Here is a 20,573-nt window from a genome sequence, read left to right on the forward strand (position 1 = left end):
GTTACTGGTAAAAGTTACGAATGAATCCGAGTGTCTTTTCGCACTCTTCGCGGTTACCAATACTAATTCGAACACAGTCTTCAATTGGCGAATTACGTAAGATAATCCCACTGTCCCATGCCGCTTTAAATAGTTCGTCACCGTTTGGGAATTTAACCAAAAGGTAGTTACCCCATCCATCGAATACCGTAACGTTAGGCATCCCCATCAGACCAGCCTGTAGGTACGCTCGGTTAGCGCTTAAGTCCAAAACCTGAAACTTCGCTCTTGCAAGACCTTGCTCTGAAAGTGCTTGAACCGCGATATCAGCAACAGGGATTGGCACTGGGTATGGTGCAATCACTTTCAACAATACATCGATAAGCTCTTTGTTCGCTAGCGTAAAGCCGCAGCGTAGTCCAGCCAATGCAAAAGCTTTAGACAGAGTACGCAGAATCGCTAAGTTCGGGTATTGCTCAAGCAAATCAACGGTTGACGCTTCTGGGCAGAAGTCGATGTACGCCTCATCCATCACAACAATTGCTTTATCTTGAGTCACCTCAAGTAGCTTAATGATGTCCTTACGTTCAACCAAATTACCCGTTGGGTTATTTGGGCTACACACAAACACCACTTTCACGTTGTCTAGCTGAGCTTCAATCGCAGGAAGGTCAAGTTGCCACTCTGCGGTTAGAGGCACAACTTTACGCTCAACACCGATGGTTTCTGCACTGATTGCATACATACCGTAGGTTGGTGGGCAGTAAAGGATAGCGTCTTCGTTCGGCTCACAAAAAGCACGAATCAGCAGTTCGATACCTTCATCAGCGCCTCGTGTCGTCAGAGTTTGCTCTGATTTCACACCTGCATATTGCGCGTAAGCATCAATCAACTCTTTAGGCTGACACTCGCTATAACGATTAAGACGAGACAGATTTAAGTTGTACTCGTTATCAAATGGAGATTCGTTGGCATTTAGCCATACATCGCCTGTGCCGCCAATGCGTCTTGCAGACAAGTAAGGTGTAAGAGCCTGAACTTGTTTTCTTGCTAACTTTTCCATGCCCTGCCCTTATTTAGCTTGGTTTAACTTTTCAACTCGGATAGTCACAGCACGTTTGTGTGCATCCAAGCCTTCGGCTTCCGCCATAGTAACAACTGTTGGTGCTAAGCCTTTTAGGCCATCAGCACTCAGTTCTTGCACTGTCATGCGTTTTGAGAAATCAGCTAAACCAAGGCTAGAGTATGTCTTGGTGTAACCGTAAGTCGGCAATACGTGGTTAGTACCAGAGGCATAGTCCCCTGCCGATTCTGGAGACCAATCGCCAAGGAAGATAGAGCCTGCATTGTCTAGCAATGGCAGTAATTCACGTGGGTTCTTGGTTTGAACGATCAAGTGTTCAGGACCGTAGAAGTTCGAAATCGCAATCGCTTGAGTGATGGATTCAGCAATGATGATTAGGCTTGATGCCAGCGCTTGCTGAGCGATACTCGCACGAGACAACTCTTTCAATTGTTTTTGAACAGCTTCGGTCACTTGATCCGCAATCAATGGAGAAGGTGTGACCAACACCACTTGAGAATCAGGACCGTGTTCAGCTTGGCTCAACAAGTCAGCAGCAATGAAGTCTGCGTCTGCTGTCTCATCAGCAATGACTAGCACTTCTGATGGGCCCGCTGGCATATCAATCGCCGCGCCGCGGAAGTCATTGCTTACTTGGCGTTTTGCTTCAGTCACAAAAGCATTACCTGGGCCGAAAATCTTATCGACTTTAGCAACACTTTCCGTACCGTAAGCCATCGCAGCAACCGCTTGACCACCACCAACGTTGTAAACCTCATCGATCTTACAAAGCTTAGCGACATACAGAATTTCGTCAGCGATTGGCGGAGGAGAACAAAGTACAACTTTGCGACAACCTGCGATTTGAGCAGGAACACCTAACATAAGAACCGTTGACGGAAGTGGCGCACTGCCACCCGGGATGTATAGACCAACCGTGTTAATCGCACGTGTCACTTGCTCACACACAACACCTGGTTGCGTCTCAACCTTAATTGGCTGAGGTTTCTGAGCTTCGTGGAACTTAGCAATATTGCTGTAAGCTTGTTCTAACGCCTGCTTCATTTCTGGAGTTAGACGAGCGCTCGCTTCTTCAATTTCATCCGAGCTCACTCGAATTGATTTTGGAGTAACGCGGTCAAACTTCTCAGTCAGTTCTTTAAGCGCTGCATCGCCCTCATTTCGTACTTTTGCAATAACATCAGAAACTGTCGCTGTGATGTTTGCACCTTCAGTAATAGCGGGACGCTCTAATACCGAGTCTTGCTGTGATTCACTTAAAGATTGCCAAACAACGGTTCTCATCGTCATTACCCCATCATTTTTTCGATTGGTAGTACTAGAATCGAGCTTGCGCCTAACTCTTTCAGCTGTTCCATCGTTTCCCAGAACAAGTTCTCTGTACTTACTAGGTGAACGGCAACTTTATCTTTGTCTGTTGAAAGTGGCAGTACTGTTGGATCTTCAGCGCCAGGCAGTAGTGCTTTGATTTGCTCAAGCTGAGATGTTGGCGCGTGTAGCATGATGTACTTCGACTCTTTTGCTTGTTGAACACCCTGCATACGAGTCAGTAGTTTTTCAATCAATGCTGTTTTGTCTGCGTCGAATTCACCAGTACGTTGAATCAAGGTCGCTTTAGACTGGAAAATCACTTCCGCTTCTTTTAGACCGTTTGCTTCTAGCGTTGCACCGGTAGAAACTAAGTCCGCGATTGCATCAGCTAGACCAGCGCGAGGAGCTACTTCAACCGAGCCTGTTAGCATACAAGTGCTGAAATCAACACCCTGCTCGTCCATGTAGGCTTTAAGTAGTTGTGGGTAGGTTGTTGCAATACGCTTGCCCGCTAGATCTTGTGGGCCGTTGTACTGTTCGTCTTTATTGATAGCGATAGATAAACGGCAGCCACCGAAATCTAGACGACGTAGTGTTTGGAACTCTGCAGGCTCTTTAAGAGCAAGGCGATCTAGACGAACTTCTTCAAGCTCATTCTCACCGATAAAACCAAGGTCAACCACACCATCCATGATGAGACCTGGGATGTCATCATCACGAACTAATAACAGGTCAATTGGCATATTTAGTGAATGAACCACTAGGCGCTCACCCATGATGTTAAATTTAACACCACATTTTTTTAGTAGGTCTTGGCACTCTTTACTTAGGCGACCTTTCTTTTGAATTGCGATTCTTAGGCGTTGTGTCTGCATTGCTGTATCCCTGTGCAAATATTTGAATTTATTGATTATTTAAAAGCGCTAAAACTAAAAAACCCTCGGAAGACTCTGTCATCCCGAGGGTTTAAATCTAAATTCTTTTGACTTAACCTCCGGGAGTAACCTTGCTCCCGGGTATACGTAAATCTCCCCGAAAGACTAAATAGGGTGATGATGGTGATGAATGTTCATTACTAATTTACGCATACTTATCAGCTCTTAGGTTGTTTGCTGTCTTGTCTCCACACTAACCAAGGTAAGATCCTTTTTCAACCATTAATTCGAACTTTTTTCACGAAACTTAAAATTAAATTAACAGGCACAAAAAAGGGAGGCCAACGCCTCCCTGATAGTTTACTGATTAACTTTCGTTTTTAGCTTTTGCATGTCGCCATTTTGCAGCGAGAGAAATAAGCCAGAGCGAAACACACAGCAACGAACGTTAGAGCTGCCGCGCTGAATGCGATACCGATAGAAGCTGTCATACCTAGGGTAATGAAGCCAATGCACGATACAAACGCTACTGATAGCGCGTATGGAAGCTGTGTTGATACGTGGTCGATGTGGTTACAACGAGCACCTGTCGAAGACAGAATCGTTGTATCAGAGATTGGAGAACAGTGGTCACCAAATACCGCGCCCGCTAGAACCGCACTTAGCATAGGAAGAATCAGTGCGATATCAGATGCTGCCGCCATATCACCCGCGATAGGTAGCATGATACCGAACGTGCCCCATGAAGTACCGGTAGAGAAAGCCATGATGCCTGCAAGTAGGAACAGGATAACTGGTAGCCAGTGGTAATCAATGCTGCCTGTTACTAGAGAAGACAAGTACGTACCTGTTTTCATGTCACCGATTACTGAACCGATAGTCCAAGCGAACACAAGGATTAGGATAGCGCCAAACATAGAGCTTGCACCGATCCACATCGTTCTTGCGATGTCTGCCATAGATAGCTTCTGCTTAAATACAGTCGCTAGAGCAACAAGTAGGCCGATGATGCCACCGTAAACAAGAGACTTACCAACATCTGTATTTTCGAATGCACCAAGTAGGTTAAACGCTTGACCATCAGCCGCTAACGCTTGACCACCTGTGTAAAGCATCGCTGCAACCGTCGCTACGATCAATGAAACGATCGGCATGATTAGGTCAGAAACAGAACCGTTCTCGCTCTCTTCGATATCTAGCTCTTCGTTTAAATCGTGAGCTTGTTGGCTGTCGTTGTCACCTTCAAAGCCACGACCTTGAGACGCTTCGATCTCGTGATCACGCATCTTACCAACATCTAGACCGAACCACGCCACTGCGAACACCATAAGAAGTGCAAATACCGCATAGAAGTTCATTGGAATTAGACGAACGTAAGCGCCCAGAGCTGAATACTCAGTCACACCGTGTGTTACTAGGATGCCACCGATAATAGTAATGATGTAAGCACCCCAGCTCGAAGCTGGCATGATCACACACATAGGAGCTGCAGTAGAATCAAGAATATAAGCTAGCTTAGCGCGAGATACGTAGAAACGGTCTGTTACAGGACGAGAGATTGCACCTACCGCCAAGCTGTTAAAGTAATCATCCACAAAGATGAATACGCCTAAGAAAGCTGCAAGCAGTTTAGAACCACGTTTGCTTTTAACGCGAGACTGAGCCCATTCAGCGAATGCGCGAGTACCACCAGACAATGTTAATAGCGCCGTTGTCATTCCCAAGATAATTAGGAAAGCAATGATGCTCATGTTCCAAGTGTTAATACCGCCATCTTCAATGAAAACGCCAGATGCTTTAGTAAATACGTAGCTAGCGGCATTACCCACTGAGTAATCAGCAAGTAAGATAGCACCCATAACGATACCGACACCCAGAGAAACCAATACACGGCGGGTAACGATAGCAAGGCTCAAAGCCACAAGTGGCGGAAGCAAAGATAAAGGAGATGTTGCAAAATCTATTAAATTCATGATCTTCAAAAACCAGTTTTTTATTTGGCTAGAGATCTACTGCAGACAAACTTGATACGGATGACCAAGTTCATGTTGAACTAAGCGAAAGGGAAGTGAACACTTCACCCAACCCTACAGTAGCGCTCCATAGTTTAAAATTAAGACTATGGCAGTGTTGTACCTATTGAGCACAACCCCAGCAAATTGCTTAGATATACAATTTACTTCGGCAATTACACCTTTCATTCCCGTTCATTGGCATCACCCCAACGAAAACTACTTTTTATAATTGCACCTCTACGTGCGACAACATTATTAACCACTCAAACAATAGTTTAACAAATGATTAACCAAAGCATCGCATCAGGTAGCCGCAATTGTACCCATCAAGAGCAACAATGCAACATATCATTCCGAGAAAAGCGGCTTTTTATTTGTGAACTATTCAACTTAAGAATAGTCAACATAGTGTAACTACTCCACCAGTCACATATCAGTTTTTAAGATATTCTTAATATTTATTATAAATTCAATTGAGATGAGCATTGGCATTTTCAACTATTCATCTCACTTTTATATTTAAATATGTAATAGAAGAAATACTGTTTGTTTTATTCCCAAGCTCTGTTTATTATTAGGTAGATTATTTAGTTTACCTTGATGGAAAATATCATGTCTGAATTAACAAAAACTCTATTAAATATCCGTAGCCTTCGCGCATTCTCACGTGAATTAACTCTTGAGCAACTAGAAGAAGCGCTAGACAAGCTAACTATTGTTGTACAAGAGCGTCAAGAGTCTGAAGCTGAAGAACGTGCGGCTAAAGCAGCACAAGAAGCTAAACTTTCTGCTATTGCTGAGCAAATCGCAAAAGACGGAATTGATGTTGCTGATCTTATTGCTGCGCTTTCTGGCGAAGCAAAATCTAAAACAACAAAAGCGAAACGCGCTCCTCGCCCAGCTAAATACAAATACGTAGATGCGAACGGCGACGAGAAAACTTGGACAGGTCAAGGTCGTACACCTTCAGCTATCCAAGAACAACTAGACGCTGGTAAATCTCTAGAAGATTTCGCTATCTAAATGTTCAATTTGCATAGTGGGTGTCGCAATTACTGACTAAGCAATAGAATTAATATTTAAGTCGACTAAAGTATTATTTACGACTTCAATATATTTAGAAACAAAAAAGGCTCCTTTCGGAGCCTTTTTTATATTTTGTTACCCATTCATGTTCTTTATAAACATTGCTGCGCATTTGATAAACTTGTGCGCAGCGGATAAACAAAGTCTCTTATCTTTCCCAGTACGCTTCTTCTAGGCTATCTTCTCTTTCAGGAAGACCGCGAGATAAACGTGGAGAGTGCTGAACCAATACTTCATAGCTCGCACGGTTCGAATATTTACAAACTTGTGAGAAAGATGAATACGTCAAGAATGAATGCTGGTGTTTACTTGAGTTTGGCACGTTTTCTTTGTGGTACTTATTCGCCGCCATATCATGTAATAAAGCAGATAAAGCTGCATCACCTGCACCGTTGGTATTTTTGATCTTCTCAGGACCGCCCATATAAGGCGAAATATGTGAATAAACTTTAGTAGGGTTTTCACATAAATCTTTATGAGCAGGACGGCTAAATTCATAACGGTTAAATTCAGCAATTGAACCTGGAAGTAAAGGCAGTGATGTTTCACGTTTCGCTGCGTCTTCCGTGTAACCCGCCATAAATAGACCAACAGGGCCTGCAGTACATAGTACTAGGTCTACCCAATCTAGCGCTTTATCAGAAGCAGCAAGTGGATCGCTTTCACCAGTTAGGGCTTCAGCTTCGTCTTCATTCATTGCAACAACCGTTACATGTTGCTCTAAGAAACCTTTCCAGAATTCAGGATCGTCTTGAATAACGAATTTAGTACCCAAAGTTAAAACAACAGGTACATCGTATTTCTTCGCGTATTCGATCGCTTTCATTGTTGCTTCAGGCATCGGGTCACCTAGCTTACAACGAACTAAATAAGCCGTTAATACTAAAGCAGAAGCACTTTTGAAAATCTTTTCAGGAATACTTTCTGGTTTTAGTTGGTTCATTTGCCCTTCGCTAATTGCGAAAGTACGCTCACCATCTTCAGTAATTAATGCAAAGCAGCGACCGATTGCGCCATCTACCCCTTGTAAATGGTTCAAGTCCATTCTGCTTGATGTATTACATAAATAGCGGTAACCATAGCTACCAATTTTAATATCTTGGCTCATTACACCTAGTAGCGTTGAACGGTCATCCGCTAGTACTGAGTAATTGTGTAATGTATTACCGATAGTGCCACCAGCATATTCATTGGTAATTAGACACTGTTCTTTTAGTTCTTGATATAAAGACTCAGCCGCTTCATCACCGATAACCAGTGAGTGTCCCTTACTTAAACCGTACTTCTCAATAAGTTCAGAACTCACTTTTGCTTCAATATCAACCAAAGTTTGGTCAATACCGATAATATGAGTGCGTGACATTCTTTTACTGCTTTGAGCTTGGCTCACTAATGGGTCACGTGCGTGAACCGGAAAATAGTGCTTTGATTTACGTTGTCCAGGGAATTTCATAGGGCTAGTCTAAGTCAAGGGGAAATAGGTGGCGGATTCTACCGCGCTATATTTAACGCGGCAATCATTCAAACTATAGCAAACGTTTGCTGAGTTATTTTTTTATTCACCTTCCATAAAGCTTAAATCAGGCAGCATCTCTAAATGCTCGGCATAACGCTTTTGATTAAACTCTGCGCCGTTCTTCATTACGTCAAATACTTCAACTGCAAGTGCGCATGCCATTGCTGCAATTGCGTCTTCACGCGGTGTGCCTGTCATCATAAGACGCATTAACGTCTCTTTTACTTTAATTGGCTGACCGTCTTCTAGCTGATTTTCAATAATTTCAATCAACTGCTCTTCTTGCATAAATTCATTTTGTTCAGACATTTTTTTATCTCAAGTCTTGGATTTCGAGCGACTATGCCACATATACTTCTGACATCCTAGCGACTCACCTCGCTCTCATGCGATTACTAACAAAGTCAGCGCACTATTTGTGCAAATGAAACTGTGATTCCGGTCTCGGATCTGTCACGGCGTTTCTCTTTCTGTTAGAATCTGCGACCAAGTAATAGTAACGGTGTTTAGACATGTCAGATATCAGCTCTGGAAACAGCGAAAAGAAAGTAATTGTCGGTATGTCCGGCGGTGTAGATTCGTCAGTATCGGCGTATCTTCTTCAGCAACAAGGCTATCAGGTAGAAGGCCTTTTCATGAAAAACTGGGAAGAAGACGATAACGAAGAATACTGCACGGCAGCTGAAGATCTTGCTGATGCTCAGGCGGTATGTGACAAACTAGGTATCCACCTTCACACAATCAACTTTGCTGCAGAATACTGGGACAATGTATTCGAATACTTCCTTGCGGAATACAAAGCAGGTCGTACGCCTAACCCAGATATTCTTTGTAACAAAGAAATCAAATTCAAAGCATTCTTAGAGTTTGCCGATGAAGTATTAGACGCAGACTACATTGCGATGGGTCACTACGTTCGTCGTACTTTCCCAACTCAAGAAGAGCTAGATGCTGGCGTAAAACCAGAGATGCTACGTGGTCTAGACAGCAACAAAGACCAAAGCTACTTCCTTTACACGCTAAGCTCAGACCAAGTTGCGCGCAGCCTATTCCCAGTTGGTGAATTAGAGAAGCCAGAAGTGCGACGCATTGCTGAAGAGCAAGACTTAATCACGGCGAAGAAGAAAGATTCTACAGGTATCTGCTTTATCGGTGAGCGTAAGTTCACAGAGTTCCTTGGCAAATACCTACCAGCACAACCAGGTGACATCGAAACACCAGAAGGTAAAGTGATTGGTAACCACAACGGCTTGATGTACCACACGCTGGGCCAACGTAAAGGCCTTCACATTGGCGGCACCAAAGGTGGTGGTGGTAATGAAGAACCATGGTTTGTTGGTGAAAAAGACCTTAAGCGTAATGTTCTGATTGCCGTACAAGGTAAAGATCACCCTCTTCTTAAATCAGAAGGTTTGATCGCTTCTCAGCTTCATTGGGTAAATCGCACACCAATTACTGAAGTTATGACATGCACGGTAAAAACACGTTACCGTCAAACCGATATTCCTTGTACAATCATCCCAATTGATGACGAGAACATTAAGGTTATTTTTGACGAGCCACAGATCGCAGTGACCCCAGGTCAATCTGCAGTATTCTACCAAGACCACGTATGTCTTGGCGGTGGTATCATCGAAAAACGCATCTAACTGATCGAACGACAAACGATAGAAGACAACTAGGAGTTACTACGTGGCTAATACACTTTATGACCGTACTATTGCTTTCGCCGGAATTTGCCAAGCTGTGGCTTTGGTTCAACAAGTAGCGAAAGACGGCCATTGTGATAAAGATGCCTTCGAAGCTTCACTCAGTGCTATTTTGAATACTAGCCCAGCAAACACTGTTGGTGTTTTTGGACGTGAAGCTAACCTAAAATTAGGTCTTGAGTGCCTAGTAAAAGGTATCGATAGTACTCCTGCTGGTAGCGATATCACTCGTTACATCATCAGCTTAATGGCGCTTGAACGTAAGCTATCATCTCGCAACGACTCTATGTCTCAGCTTGGTGACCGCATTCAAACTGCAGAGCGTCAGAGTGAACATTTCGACTTGTTTGACGAGCAGATGGTCAGCAACCTAGCGAGCATCTACCTTGATGTTGTGAGCCCAATCGGCCCTCGTATTCAGGTTTCTGGCACGCCAGCGGTACTTCAACAAACCTCGACCCAACATAAGGTTCGTGCCCTACTACTCTCAGGGATTCGAAGTGCTGTTCTATGGCGTCAGGTGGGCGGCAAACGTCGTCACCTTATCTTCGGTCGCAAGAAGATGATCGAGCAGGCTCAAATCCTATTAGCTCGAATGTAACTTATTAGCTCGCGCCTCGTCGCGAGCTTGTTTTTTGTATCAACACAACTCTCACGCAAACGTTTGCGCAATATGCGTGACAATTGAGATTGTTACTGGTATAAACCTCTCAAAATTTAGAAAACTCAATTCAGGAGAACACCATGGAACTGTCAGCATTGACTGCTGTTTCACCAGTAGACGGCCGTTACGGAAGTAAGACTATTGCATTACGCAGCATCTTTAGTGAGTTTGGTCTACTAAAGTACCGCTCTATCGTTGAAATTCGTTGGTTACAAAAGCTTGCAGCTACTGATGCAATCAAAGAAGTACCAGCGTTCAGTGCAGAAGCTAACCAGTTTCTTGATGAACTAGCCGCTAACTTCAGCGAAGAAGATGCTCTACGTATCAAAGAGATCGAGCGCACTACAAACCACGACGTAAAAGCGGTTGAATACTTCTTAAAAGAGAAAGTAGCTGGCGTTCCTGAGCTTCACGCTGTAAACGAATTCATTCACTTTGCATGTACTTCTGAGGACATCAACAACACGTCTCACGCGCTTATGCTTAAAGAAGCTCGCGACAAAGTTGTTCTTCCAGAGATCCGCAACGTAATCGACGCAATCAAAGCACTAGCGAACGAATACCGCGATATCCCTCTTCTTTCTCGTACACACGGTCAGCCTGCTTCTCCTTCTACTATGGGTAAAGAGATGGCTAACGTTGCGTACCGTATGGAACGTCAATACAAGCAAATCGAAAACGTTGAGATCCTAGCGAAAATCAACGGCGCTGTTGGTAACTACAACGCACACCTTTCTGCATACCCAGAAGTAGATTGGCACCAGTTCTCTGAAGAGTTCATCACTGAATCTCTTGGTGTAACTTGGAACCCGTACACAACTCAAATCGAACCTCACGATTACATCGCTGAGCTATTCGACGCGATTGCTCGTTTCAACACTATCCTTCTAGACTTCGACCGTGACGTTTGGGGCTACATTGCTCTTGGTCACTTCAAGCAGAAGACGATTGCTGGTGAAATCGGCTCATCTACAATGCCGCACAAAGTTAACCCAATTGACTTCGAAAACTCGGAAGGCAACCTTGGTCTAGCTAACGCTGTATTCGGCCACCTAGCGCAAAAACTTCCAGTTTCTCGCTGGCAACGTGACCTAACTGACTCTACGGTTCTTCGTAACCTAGGTGTTGGTGTTGGCTACGCTATCATTGCATACACTTCAACTCTGAAAGGTATTAGCAAGCTAGAGGTTAACCGCGAAGCACTACTTGCTGAACTAGACAAAAACTGGGAAGTTCTAGCTGAACCAGTACAAACAGTAATGCGTCGTTACGGCATCGAGAAGCCATACGAGAAGCTTAAAGAGCTAACTCGTGGTAAGCGTGTAGATGGCGAAGGCATGCGTGCATTCATCGACGGCCTAGAGATCCCTGAAGACGAGAAAGTTCGTCTGAAAGAGATGACTCCAGCGAACTACATCGGTCAAGCTGTCGAGCTAACTGACAAGCTGTAATTCGAGATTCGAATTAGATGATATGAGAAGGCTTCCTATGTGGAAGCCTTTTTATTGCGCGGAACTAAATCTATCGTCAAAAGAATCGTCAACATAGAACACCAAGCCTTCTCCAATTGATCTACTCGTCCCTTACTCATTCATTATTCACCTAGCGACAAGTGCACCTCATGTATCAACACTTGTTATCTTAAACGCCAAGATCAAAAAAGGCCTCCCGAAGGAAGCCTTTAGATTTACCTTATCGATTAGCGATGGCTAATCGTATTAGACATTACATGTTACGTAGAGACGCAATACGCTTGTCTAGCGGTGGGTGGCTCATTAGTAGCTCAGTTAGAGACTTCTTACCGTTGATACCAAATGCCATCATAGAACCTTCTAGTTGTGGCTCGTGGCTCACCTTAAGACGCTCTAGAGCAGCAATCATCTTCTCTTTACCTACCAAGTGAGCAGCACCTGCATCAGCATGGAACTCACGATGGCGGCTGTACCACATGGTGATGAAGCTCGCTAGGAAACCGAATACCAATTCCAGCACCATAGACACACCGAAGTACACCATCATGTTGCTACCACCTTCTTCCTCGTTGTCATTCGATGCCACAATATTGGCAATGAAACGAGATAGGAAAATAACGAACGTGTTCACAACACCTTGCATCAGCGTCATTGTCACCATGTCGCCGTTTGCGATGTGGCTAACTTCGTGCGCCAGTACCGCTTCAGCTTCATCACGTGTCATGTTGTGTAGCAAACCAGTTGATACCGCGACCAGTGAATCGTCACGCTTAGCGCCTGTCGCAAATGCGTTGATGTCTGGCGAGTCATAGATCGCCACTGTCGGCATACCAATACCAACCTGTTGAGATTGACGGCTTACCGTCTCCATCAACCAATGTTCTGTTTCGTTACGCGGGCTTTCAATAACCATACCGCCAACAGAACGAAGTGCCATTTTCTTTGACATCATTAGTGAGATGAATGAGCCGCCGAAACCGAATACCGCAGCCATCACCAGTAAGCCTGAGAGGCTACCTGGTTGCATACCTGTGACTGCGTATACAATATTAAGAACAACACTTAGAACCAATACAACCGCAAGGTTGGTTGCAAGGAACAACATTACTCGCTTCATTACTTATCTCCGCATGAAAGCTGTTTTTATCAAACTTATTGTTATAGACAAGGCAGACAGCAATTGATTCCAACCTTGACGACTTATACTTACTTATACATATAGTCTTAGATTAAGAAAACAAGGTTAAGCATTAAATTGAAACATTTGATTACGGGAGTAGCGCAATTCGTACTCGTCCATTAGACCTAAGTAGTATGGTCTACCTCTAACGATCCGTTTAGAGTGTCAGTCAATTAATGTATTGGCTAGTTCATGTAACAAAAGGAAAGGATCATGGTTGAAGGTACTAACACTCAAATGGCTATCGATTTACTGTGCTGTCACCTAGGGATTACTGAAGAAGAAGCGAAAAAACAGATCGGTATTCTTACGCCAGAAGCAGCGCAAGCAAACATCACAGAGACACAGCAAGCACTAATGGGGCTGACTAAAGAGCACTAATCCCTCGCTTGACTCTATAAAGGCTTAAATAGCAAAAGGGCTGCAATCGCAGCCCTTTTCTTATTCTATGCTCTACTCACCAATTACAGTGCAAGCAATGGCTGAACATCGATGTACTTACCAATGTTCTTGGACTTAGCTTTTGGTACATAAGGGATCTCACCTAGCTTTGGCGCACCTAGCTTATCTTCAAGCATCGCAATAATATCCGCGTAATGCTCAGTGCCTGGATTAATGCGGTTAGCCACCCAACCGACTAGGTTTAAGCCGTCAGCACGAATCGCTTCTGCAGTTAATAGAGCGTGGCTCAAGCAGCCTAGCTTAATACCTACCGTCAGAACCACTGGAAGCTGTTCTTTTTTAACCCAGCTAGACAGGTACTCATCATCTGAAACAGGTACTCGCCACCCACCTGCACCCTCTACTAAAACGATGTCAGAGTTCTGCTTATGTTCAGCTAGCTTAGTCGATAGCACTTCTTCTTCAATCACCACACCGTCATGCTTAGCTGCAATGTGAGGTGATGAAGGTAGTAGCAATGCGTACGGGTTAACATCTTCATAAGCGATCTCTTGTGTCGCTGCTTCTTGAAGATGTAGAGCGTCGCTATTACGTAACCCTTCAGGGTACTTTTCACACCCTGCAGCAACTGGCTTATAACCAATTGTTGATAAATCTTGTGCGGCCAAAGCTTGAAGAATCGCTTTTGAAACCACAGTTTTTCCCACTTCGGTATCCGTACCTGCAATGAATACTGCATCAATCATAATTGAATAACCCCTAAACAAACTTGATATGTTGCTGGTAAGAAACCTTGATGGTTTTTAAACTCTCGATATTCCCGTTCAACAAGCTGCAACATGCGACGACTTGTCAAACCTTGTGAGCGACCACTTACGTGATTAGCGCCAATGCCTTTAAGGTCTCGCATCAGTTCAAACGCAGTGTCGTACCAAACGGTGATGGTGGGCAAGTCTAGTTGATGAGCCGTACAGCTAGATTGCGCTAACGCAATTTTTACCTGATTGATTGTAATAAAATGGTTAACGTGTTGATGTGAGTCAATTTTGGACCATGACTTTTCTAGCTCAAACAGTGATCCATAAAGCAAAGTTGAGAAGATGACTTGCCCATTAGCCGCCGTAACACGCTTCATTTCCTTTAAAGGCGACGATAAATCATCACACCATTGCAACGCTAAGCTCGAGAAAACAATATCGAAGCATCCATTTGCAAACGGCAATTGTTCGGCATCAGCTTGTTGATATAAAGAGACGGCAGAACCACAGCGCTGCTTTGCCTTCTCTAGCATTCCAAGAGAGAGATCGGCACAAACCACTTCGGCACCGCGATTCAACAACTGTTCTGAGAAATAACCCGTTCCGCAACCGAGGTCGAGCACCTTAAGACCAGAAAGATCGCTTGGTAGCTTATCCAGTAAGCGGTGGCCCACATCACGCTGAAACTCAGCATGTTTGTCATAGGTAGTTGCCGCTTTTCCAAACGCTTCGGCAATCGCACTTTTATCTTGGCCTAGGTATTCATGCACTACTGCTTCCTGTGACATTTGCTAAACCTCTTCCTTTAATGCACAGCTCAATTCGATAGCTTGAAGCAACGAACGACTTAATTGGTTAACCTGCTTTTGAGTGTGATTGGCGGTTAATGTGATTCTCAAACGAGCCGTCCCAGAAGGAACGGTTGGCGGTCTTATCGCCGTTACCCATATCTGATTGCGCTTTAACTCTTCCGCTATCGATAATGCCGCCTGTGCTTCGCCTATCACAAATGGCTTAATAGGAGTATTGGTATCAACAAAGCCTTGTATACCTTTCATCTGCTCCGCATAGATACCACCTAGATCAATCAGTTTTTCTCTGCGCCACTCTTGGGTTTGAATCATCTGACACGCATGGGACAAAGCGAAAGCCTGTGAGGGTGGCATTGCCGTCGAATACACATGATGACGTGCAAACTGGGTTAAGTAGTCACCCACATCTGATGAACATAGAATTGCAGCACCGGAAAGACCAAATGCTTTTCCAAAGGTCACCACCAAAATATCGGGTGAGACTCGTGCAGCATTGCAGCTACCTGCCCCCCTGTAGCCTAATACACCGATCCCATGAGCATCATCAACTGCCAACCAACTGTCGTATTCATTGGTAAGGTTAGCGATATCTTCGAGAGGCGCTTGGTCACCATCCATGCTGAAAACGCCCTCTGTCACGACTAACGATTGTGGAGAACGACTTAGTAACGACTCAAGATGCTGCACATCGTTGTGCTTAAAGCGTTTCATTGAGGCAGGAGAAAGCACACCCGCTTCCATCAAAGAGGCGTGGTTAAGTTTGTCTTGTAGCAAGACGTCATCTTTCTCGAGCAGAGAAAACAACAAGGCTTGATTGGCGCTGAATCCAGAGCTGAAAAGAATCGCACGCTCGAAGCCAAGCCACTCACACAGCTGAGCTTCTAGGTTTCGATGAGCTGAGCTAAACCCGGTGACTAATGGCGACGCTGCACTGCCAGCGCCATACTGAGACAACCCGTTTTGCCATGCTTCGACCAACTCAGGATCGTTAGCCAATCCCAAATAGTCATTGCTCGAAAAGTTTATGAAGGGTAAACCTTCACTACTAAGCAATGGACCATTACTGTTTTCAAGCACCTTGAGTTGACGAGTTAACCCTTGCTCACGGCGATGAACAAGGGCTTCTTTAATGCGAGATTTAAACCGTGGCATCGTAGAACATGTCATCTTTCGTAGGGCGAGCTGCAACGCGCTCCACCACTTGATCTAACAGTTCGTTTTCTTGAATTTCATCAGGCTTTTGAGCCACTTCTTGGCTGTTGATACCCAGCTTCTTGAACAGCTGCATATCTGTATCTTCATCTGGGTTTGGTGTCGTCAGTAGCTTACAGCCGTAGAAGATAGAGTTTGCACCTGCCATGAAACACATCGCTTGCATCTGTTCGTTCATGTTCTCGCGACCTGCAGATAAACGAACCGCAGACTTCGGCATCATGATACGAGCAATCGCGATCAATTTAATAAAGTCGAAAGACTCAACATCATCGACGTTTTCCATCGGTGTGCCTTTCACTTTAACAAGCATGTTGATTGGCACACTCTCTGGGTGTACCGGAAGGTTAGCCAGTTCAACCAGCAAGCCCGCACGGTCATTGGTGCTTTCGCCCATGCCAATGATACCGCCAGAACAGATCTTCATTCCGGCATCACGAACGTGAGATAGCGTGTCTAGACGATCTTGATAAGTACGAGTGGTGATAATGCTGCCATAAAACTCTGGAGAGGTATCAAGATTGTGGTTGTAGTAATCCAATCCTGCATCGGCTAACTCACCTGCTTGCTCAGGCGTTAGCATGCCAAGTGTCATACAGGTTTCTAGCCCCATACCTTTCACACCTTTAATCATATCGGTGAGGTGTGGCATATCGCGCGCTTTTGGGTTCTTCCATGCTGCGCCCATACAAAAACGAGTTGAGCCCGCATTCTTCGCTTTTTGTGCAGCATCTAACACACGCTCAACTTCCATCAAACGCTCTTTATCAACGTCAGTTCGATAGTGAGCACTTTGAGGACAGTATTTACAATCTTCAGGACAAGCACCTGTCTTGATCGATAACAGCGTACTCACCTGCACGTGGTTGTGCTCTTGGTACTGTCTGTGAACCAGTTGTGCTTCAAACATTAAATCCATAAATGGTTTTTCAAGCAGTGCCTTTACTTCAGCGACTGTCCAGTCATGACGAACTTCCACGTGTCGATCCTTTTTTATTATTTGATGTCGCATCTCCATCAATAGAGATTGCATTTATGCTTGGCTAGTCTACCGACAAGCTTTAGACTGTCAACACATTGATAATAACAAAAGTTTACATCTGATTGCTTTTTAATCACAACAAGAACGGAAATCGTTATGGATCTCGCCTTTGATCGCCAGCATATCTGGCATCCCTACACATCAACGTTAACACCTCTGACCTGCTATCCTGTTACCAATGCAGACGGCGTTTACCTAGAACTAGAAGGCGAAAATCGAATTATTGATGGCATGTCCTCTTGGTGGTCAACGATCCACGGATACAATCATCCGGTCTTAAATGAAGCAGCGCACAGCCAAATCGAAAAGGTTTCACACGTGATGTTTGGTGGCATCACCCACCAGCCCGCTATCGATTTATGTAAGAAGCTTCTTAAGCTAGCACCAGACAATCTAGAACACGTATTTTTGGCTGATTCGGGCTCAGTTGCGGTAGAAGTGAGCCTAAAAATGGCACTTCAGTTTTGGCATGCGAAAGGGCAACCTCGCTCTAAATTCTTAACGCTGAGAGATGGTTATCATGGTGACACGTTCGCTGCGATGTCAGTGACAGACCCCGATAACTCAATGCACAGTCTCTATAAGGGCTTTTTACCTGAGCATATTTTCGCTGGCTCACCAAAGACAGGCTTTTGGGATGAGTGGAACCCAAGTGACATTGATAGTTTTCGTGAAAAGCTATCCGCACACCATGAAGAAGTCGCTGCCGTGATCTTAGAGCCGATTGTTCAAGGCGCTGGCGGTATGCGTATTTACCACCCTGAGTTCTTAAAACAAGTTCGCTTGCTTTGTGACGAGTTTAACGTGCTGTTAATTTTGGATGAGATTGCGACCGGCTTTGGCCGCACAGGTAAATTGTTTGCCTGCGAGCATGCAGATATTCAACCGGATATTTTGTGTGTCGGCAAAGCGCTGACTGGTGGTTACATGACGCTTTCCGCAACACTAGCAAGTAAAGAAGTCGCAGACACCGTATGTGGAGGTGAAGCAGGTTGCTTTATGCACGGCCCAACTTTTATGGGTAACCCATTAGCTTGTGCCGTTGGGGCCGCGAGTTTATCCCTAATAGAGCAAGGCCACTGGCAAAAACAAACTCTACAAATTGAACAGCTCTTCTCAGAGCTACTGCCACCGTTGCTCAAACATGAACTGGTTAAAGACGTTCGTTGGTTAGGCGCTATTGGCGTCGTAGAGACCCACTCGCCTGTCGAAATGGAAACTATACAGGCTCACTTTGTCGAGCAAGGTGTTTGGATTCGTCCATTCGGAAGGTTAATTTATATGATGCCTCCGTTTATTAGCGAACCACAACATATCGAAAAATTGGTCGCTGCTATCGACACTGCATTACAAAATACTCATTGCTTTAAATAGCCATTAAATAATGCGTTTATTGTTCTGAACAAGAGCGGTGATTATTTCCGTATATCTTCAGTAATAAATAATTTAATAAAACTAAAAGGCCTTACATAAAAGTAAGGCCTTATCTATTTTGAAGATATCCGTCAGTTTAACGTAATTGACTATCTTTACTTGCTCGACGGTTAAACAATGAATGTCGATGTGCGTCGTGCTCTAATAATGACTGACATTCGATACACAAACGAACGCCTTTTATCGCGAGTCGTCTTTTTTCTGGTATCTCGTCGCCACACTCATCACAATAACGCAAACTCTCACCACCTCTAAGGTTTCCTCTTACACGAGAGATCTCATCATCGATGGTGTTTTGTATTTGCTGGCTGACGCTGTCGTCTCCAGCCCATCCTACGGCCATAAGCCCTCCTCTATACATAAACGAGAAAATCTTTACCTACCGCGGTAAGAGGACATTATAGCCGGATATCAATTAAGTAATAATAACCACAAATAACAAAATACTATTACACCTTGGTAATAGTAATTAAATAAAAGTAGTTAAGGAATGGATCAACCTATTATTAATAGTAATAAAAAACCCAGCCAATAGGCTGGGTTTTCAATATTTTATAAGCTCATTAAATCGTAAAACGATTAGCCGATGTGCGTTACGCCGCCCATGTATGGCTGAAGTACTGCTGGGATAGCAATACGGCCATCTGCTTCTTGGTTGTTCTCAAGAATCGCAACCATAGTACGACCAACAGCCAGACCAGAACCGTTTAGTGTGTGCACAAGTTCAGGTTTCTTCTCGCCTTTACGACGGAAACGAGCTTGCATACGACGAGCTTGGAAATCCCACATGTTTGAACAAGAAGAGATTTCACGGTAAGTCTCTTGTGCTGGAACCCATACTTCTAAGTCGTAAGTTTTCGCGGCGCCGAAGCCCATGTCACCAGTACATAGAACCACTTTGCGGTAAGGAAGCTCTAGAAGTTGAAGTACTTTCTCAGCGTGACCTGTTAGCTCTTCAAGAGCTGCCATTGAGTCTTCTGGCTTAGTGATTTGTACTAGTTCAACTTTGTCGAATTGGTGCATACGGATAAGACCGCGAGTGTCACGACCGTAAGAACCCGCTTCAGAACGGAAACATGGAGTGTGAGCTGTCATCTTAAGTGGCAGTTCAGCTTCGTCTGTAATGGTATCACGAACCATGTTTGTTACAGGTACTTCCGCAGTAGGGATAAGTGATAGCGTCTTAAGAGGGACATCACTTACTTGCTCAGTTAGCGGGCTTGTGTGGAACAAGTCTTCGCCAAACTTAGGAAGTTGACCGGTGCCGTATAGGCTATCGTGGTTCACTAGGTACGGTACGTACATTTCTGTGTAACCGTGCTCATCAGTGTGAAGGTCCAACATGAACTGAGCAATCGCACGGTGTAGACGTGCAAATTTGCCTTTCATCACGATGAAACGAGAACCAGAGATTTTTACTGCGCTAGCAAAATCAAGACCACCAGACATTTCGCCAAGATCAACGTGATCTTTCACTTCAAAGTCGTAAGTCTTAGGTTGACCCCAACGAGAAACTTCAACGTTATCATCTTCGTCTTTACCTTCTGGCACAGACTCGTCTGGCAGGTTTGGAATAGACATAGTGATCGTTTCTAGATCAGATTGAAGCTCAGCCAATGCTGCTTTAGCTTGGTCTAGTTCTGCGCCTAAGTTGCCTACTTCAGCAAGGATACGCTCAGCTTCTTCATGGTCGCCTTTTGCTTTCGCTTGACCAATGGACTTCGATCGAGAGTTACGTAACGCTTGTAGCTCTTCAGTTTTCATCTGAAGGGACTTACGTTTTTCTTCAAGTTCACGAATTGTCTCTACATCAAGGGCGAAGCCTCGACGTGCTAATTTTGCCGCTGTTTCATCCAGCTCAGCTCGAAGTAATTTAGAATCCAGCATTGCTAATCCTATGCTTTAGTTATTTGAATATTCAGTAATTTGCTACTGAATCACTGCTAAACCCCTAAAACTGGTGCTATTTCGACCAATTTGTAACGATTTAATTTAAATTTTATGACTAGGTAACGATATCCA

At 44.3% G+C, this 20,573-nt stretch carries 19 protein-coding genes and 1 other annotated feature; of the genes, 6 read left to right on the plus strand and 13 right to left on the minus strand.

Translation table 11 applies throughout. From position 1 onward, the window contains the following. Position 1: 1 nt before the first annotated feature. From hisC to L0991_08105, 4 genes are all read right to left on the minus strand, one after another. A complete protein-coding gene (gene hisC, locus L0991_08090) occupies positions 2-1,042 on the minus strand; it encodes a histidinol-phosphate transaminase (GenBank protein XGB61408.1) in 1,041 nt (346 codons plus the stop codon). Positions 1,043-1,051: 9 nt separating this feature from the next. Continuing rightward, complete coding sequence (hisD, locus tag L0991_08095) at positions 1,052-2,353, minus strand: histidinol dehydrogenase (protein ID XGB61409.1); 1,302 nt, start codon at positions 2,351-2,353, stop codon at positions 1,052-1,054. Next, positions 2,353-3,249: an ATP phosphoribosyltransferase gene (gene hisG / locus L0991_08100; protein ID XGB61410.1), complete on the minus strand. Its 897-nt coding sequence runs from the start codon at positions 3,247-3,249 to the stop codon at positions 2,353-2,355. The genes hisD and hisG overlap by 1 nt, the downstream gene beginning before the upstream one ends. A gap of 53 nt (positions 3,250-3,302) precedes the next feature. Further along, positions 3,303-3,439, minus strand: a sequence feature (His leader region). Between the two features lie 190 nt (positions 3,440-3,629). Next, a complete protein-coding gene (locus L0991_08105) occupies positions 3,630-5,222 on the minus strand; it encodes a Na+/H+ antiporter NhaC family protein (GenBank protein ID XGB61411.1) in 1,593 nt (530 codons plus the stop codon). Positions 5,223-5,876: 654 nt separating this feature from the next. Between L0991_08105 and L0991_08110 the strand changes: the two genes are divergently transcribed. Beyond that, a complete protein-coding gene (locus tag L0991_08110) occupies positions 5,877-6,287 on the plus strand; it encodes an H-NS histone family protein (protein XGB61412.1) in 411 nt (136 codons plus the stop codon). A 211-nt stretch (positions 6,288-6,498) separates the two neighbouring features. On the opposite strand, the gene L0991_08115 is transcribed toward L0991_08110, so the two are convergent. Further along, on the minus strand, positions 6,499-7,803 hold the full coding sequence (locus L0991_08115; GenBank protein ID XGB61413.1) for an inosine/guanosine kinase: 1,305 nt from the start codon (positions 7,801-7,803) through the stop codon (positions 6,499-6,501). Positions 7,804-7,905: 102 nt separating this feature from the next. Further along, positions 7,906-8,175, minus strand: coding sequence for a hypothetical protein (locus L0991_08120; GenBank protein XGB61414.1), 270 nt, complete (start codon positions 8,173-8,175; stop codon positions 7,906-7,908). A 203-nt stretch (positions 8,176-8,378) separates the two neighbouring features. On the opposite strand from L0991_08120, the gene mnmA reads away from it, so the two are divergent. The 3 genes from mnmA (at position 8,379) to purB (ending at position 11,690) form a co-directional block, all read left to right on the plus strand. Beyond that, a complete protein-coding gene (gene mnmA, locus L0991_08125) occupies positions 8,379-9,515 on the plus strand; it encodes a tRNA 2-thiouridine(34) synthase MnmA (GenBank protein ID XGB61415.1) in 1,137 nt (378 codons plus the stop codon). 43 nt (positions 9,516-9,558) lie between these two features. Next, positions 9,559-10,176 carry a high frequency lysogenization protein HflD gene (gene hflD, locus L0991_08130; GenBank protein ID XGB61416.1) on the plus strand — a complete coding sequence of 206 codons (618 nt, stop codon included), beginning with the start codon at positions 9,559-9,561 and terminating at the stop codon, positions 10,174-10,176. A 143-nt stretch (positions 10,177-10,319) separates the two neighbouring features. Beyond that, positions 10,320-11,690, plus strand: a complete 1,371-nt coding sequence (purB, locus tag L0991_08135; protein ID XGB61417.1) for an adenylosuccinate lyase — start codon at positions 10,320-10,322, stop codon at positions 11,688-11,690. A gap of 274 nt (positions 11,691-11,964) precedes the next feature. On the opposite strand, the gene htpX is transcribed toward purB, so the two are convergent. Further along, a complete protein-coding gene (gene htpX / locus L0991_08140) occupies positions 11,965-12,828 on the minus strand; it encodes a protease HtpX (protein XGB61418.1) in 864 nt (287 codons plus the stop codon). Between the two features lie 276 nt (positions 12,829-13,104). On the opposite strand from htpX, the gene L0991_08145 reads away from it, so the two are divergent. Beyond that, positions 13,105-13,272, plus strand: coding sequence for a hypothetical protein (locus L0991_08145; GenBank protein ID XGB61419.1), 168 nt, complete (start codon positions 13,105-13,107; stop codon positions 13,270-13,272). Positions 13,273-13,355: 83 nt separating this feature from the next. Here the strand turns inward: L0991_08145 and bioD are convergent, their stop codons facing one another. From bioD to bioB, 4 genes are read right to left on the minus strand one after another with little or no spacing between them, the layout of a single operon-like run. After that, positions 13,356-14,039 (minus strand): dethiobiotin synthase, encoded by a 684-nt coding sequence (bioD, locus tag L0991_08150; protein XGB61420.1) that lies wholly within the window; start codon positions 14,037-14,039, stop codon positions 13,356-13,358. After that, positions 14,036-14,839, minus strand: coding sequence for a malonyl-ACP O-methyltransferase BioC (gene bioC, locus L0991_08155; GenBank protein ID XGB61421.1), 804 nt, complete (start codon positions 14,837-14,839; stop codon positions 14,036-14,038). Before bioC ends, bioD begins: the two co-directional genes overlap by 4 nt. Positions 14,840-14,842: 3 nt before the next feature. Continuing rightward, on the minus strand, positions 14,843-16,015 hold the full coding sequence (bioF, locus tag L0991_08160; protein XGB61422.1) for an 8-amino-7-oxononanoate synthase: 1,173 nt from the start codon (positions 16,013-16,015) through the stop codon (positions 14,843-14,845). Further along, entirely contained in the window at positions 16,002-17,054 is a 1,053-nt protein-coding gene (gene bioB / locus L0991_08165) for a biotin synthase BioB (GenBank protein ID XGB61423.1), read from the minus strand. Before bioB ends, bioF begins: the two co-directional genes overlap by 14 nt. A gap of 159 nt (positions 17,055-17,213) precedes the next feature. Here bioB and bioA point away from each other — a divergent pair, with 159 nt between their 5' ends. Continuing rightward, positions 17,214-18,491 (plus strand): adenosylmethionine--8-amino-7-oxononanoate transaminase, encoded by a 1,278-nt coding sequence (gene bioA / locus L0991_08170; GenBank protein ID XGB61424.1) that lies wholly within the window; start codon positions 17,214-17,216, stop codon positions 18,489-18,491. Between the two features lie 136 nt (positions 18,492-18,627). Here bioA and L0991_08175 read toward each other — a convergent pair whose 3' ends face one another. Both L0991_08175 and serS read right to left on the minus strand, forming a co-directional pair. Then, positions 18,628-18,894, minus strand: a complete 267-nt coding sequence (locus L0991_08175) for a DksA/TraR family C4-type zinc finger protein (protein ID XGB61425.1) — start codon at positions 18,892-18,894, stop codon at positions 18,628-18,630. A 236-nt stretch (positions 18,895-19,130) separates the two neighbouring features. Next, positions 19,131-20,438 (minus strand): serine--tRNA ligase, encoded by a 1,308-nt coding sequence (gene serS, locus L0991_08180; protein XGB61426.1) that lies wholly within the window; start codon positions 20,436-20,438, stop codon positions 19,131-19,133. Positions 20,439-20,573 lie beyond the last annotated feature (135 nt).

Origin of the sequence: Vibrio chagasii, assembly GCA_041879415.1 — a bacterium.
Taxonomy (GTDB): Bacteria; Pseudomonadota; Gammaproteobacteria; order Enterobacterales; family Vibrionaceae; genus Vibrio.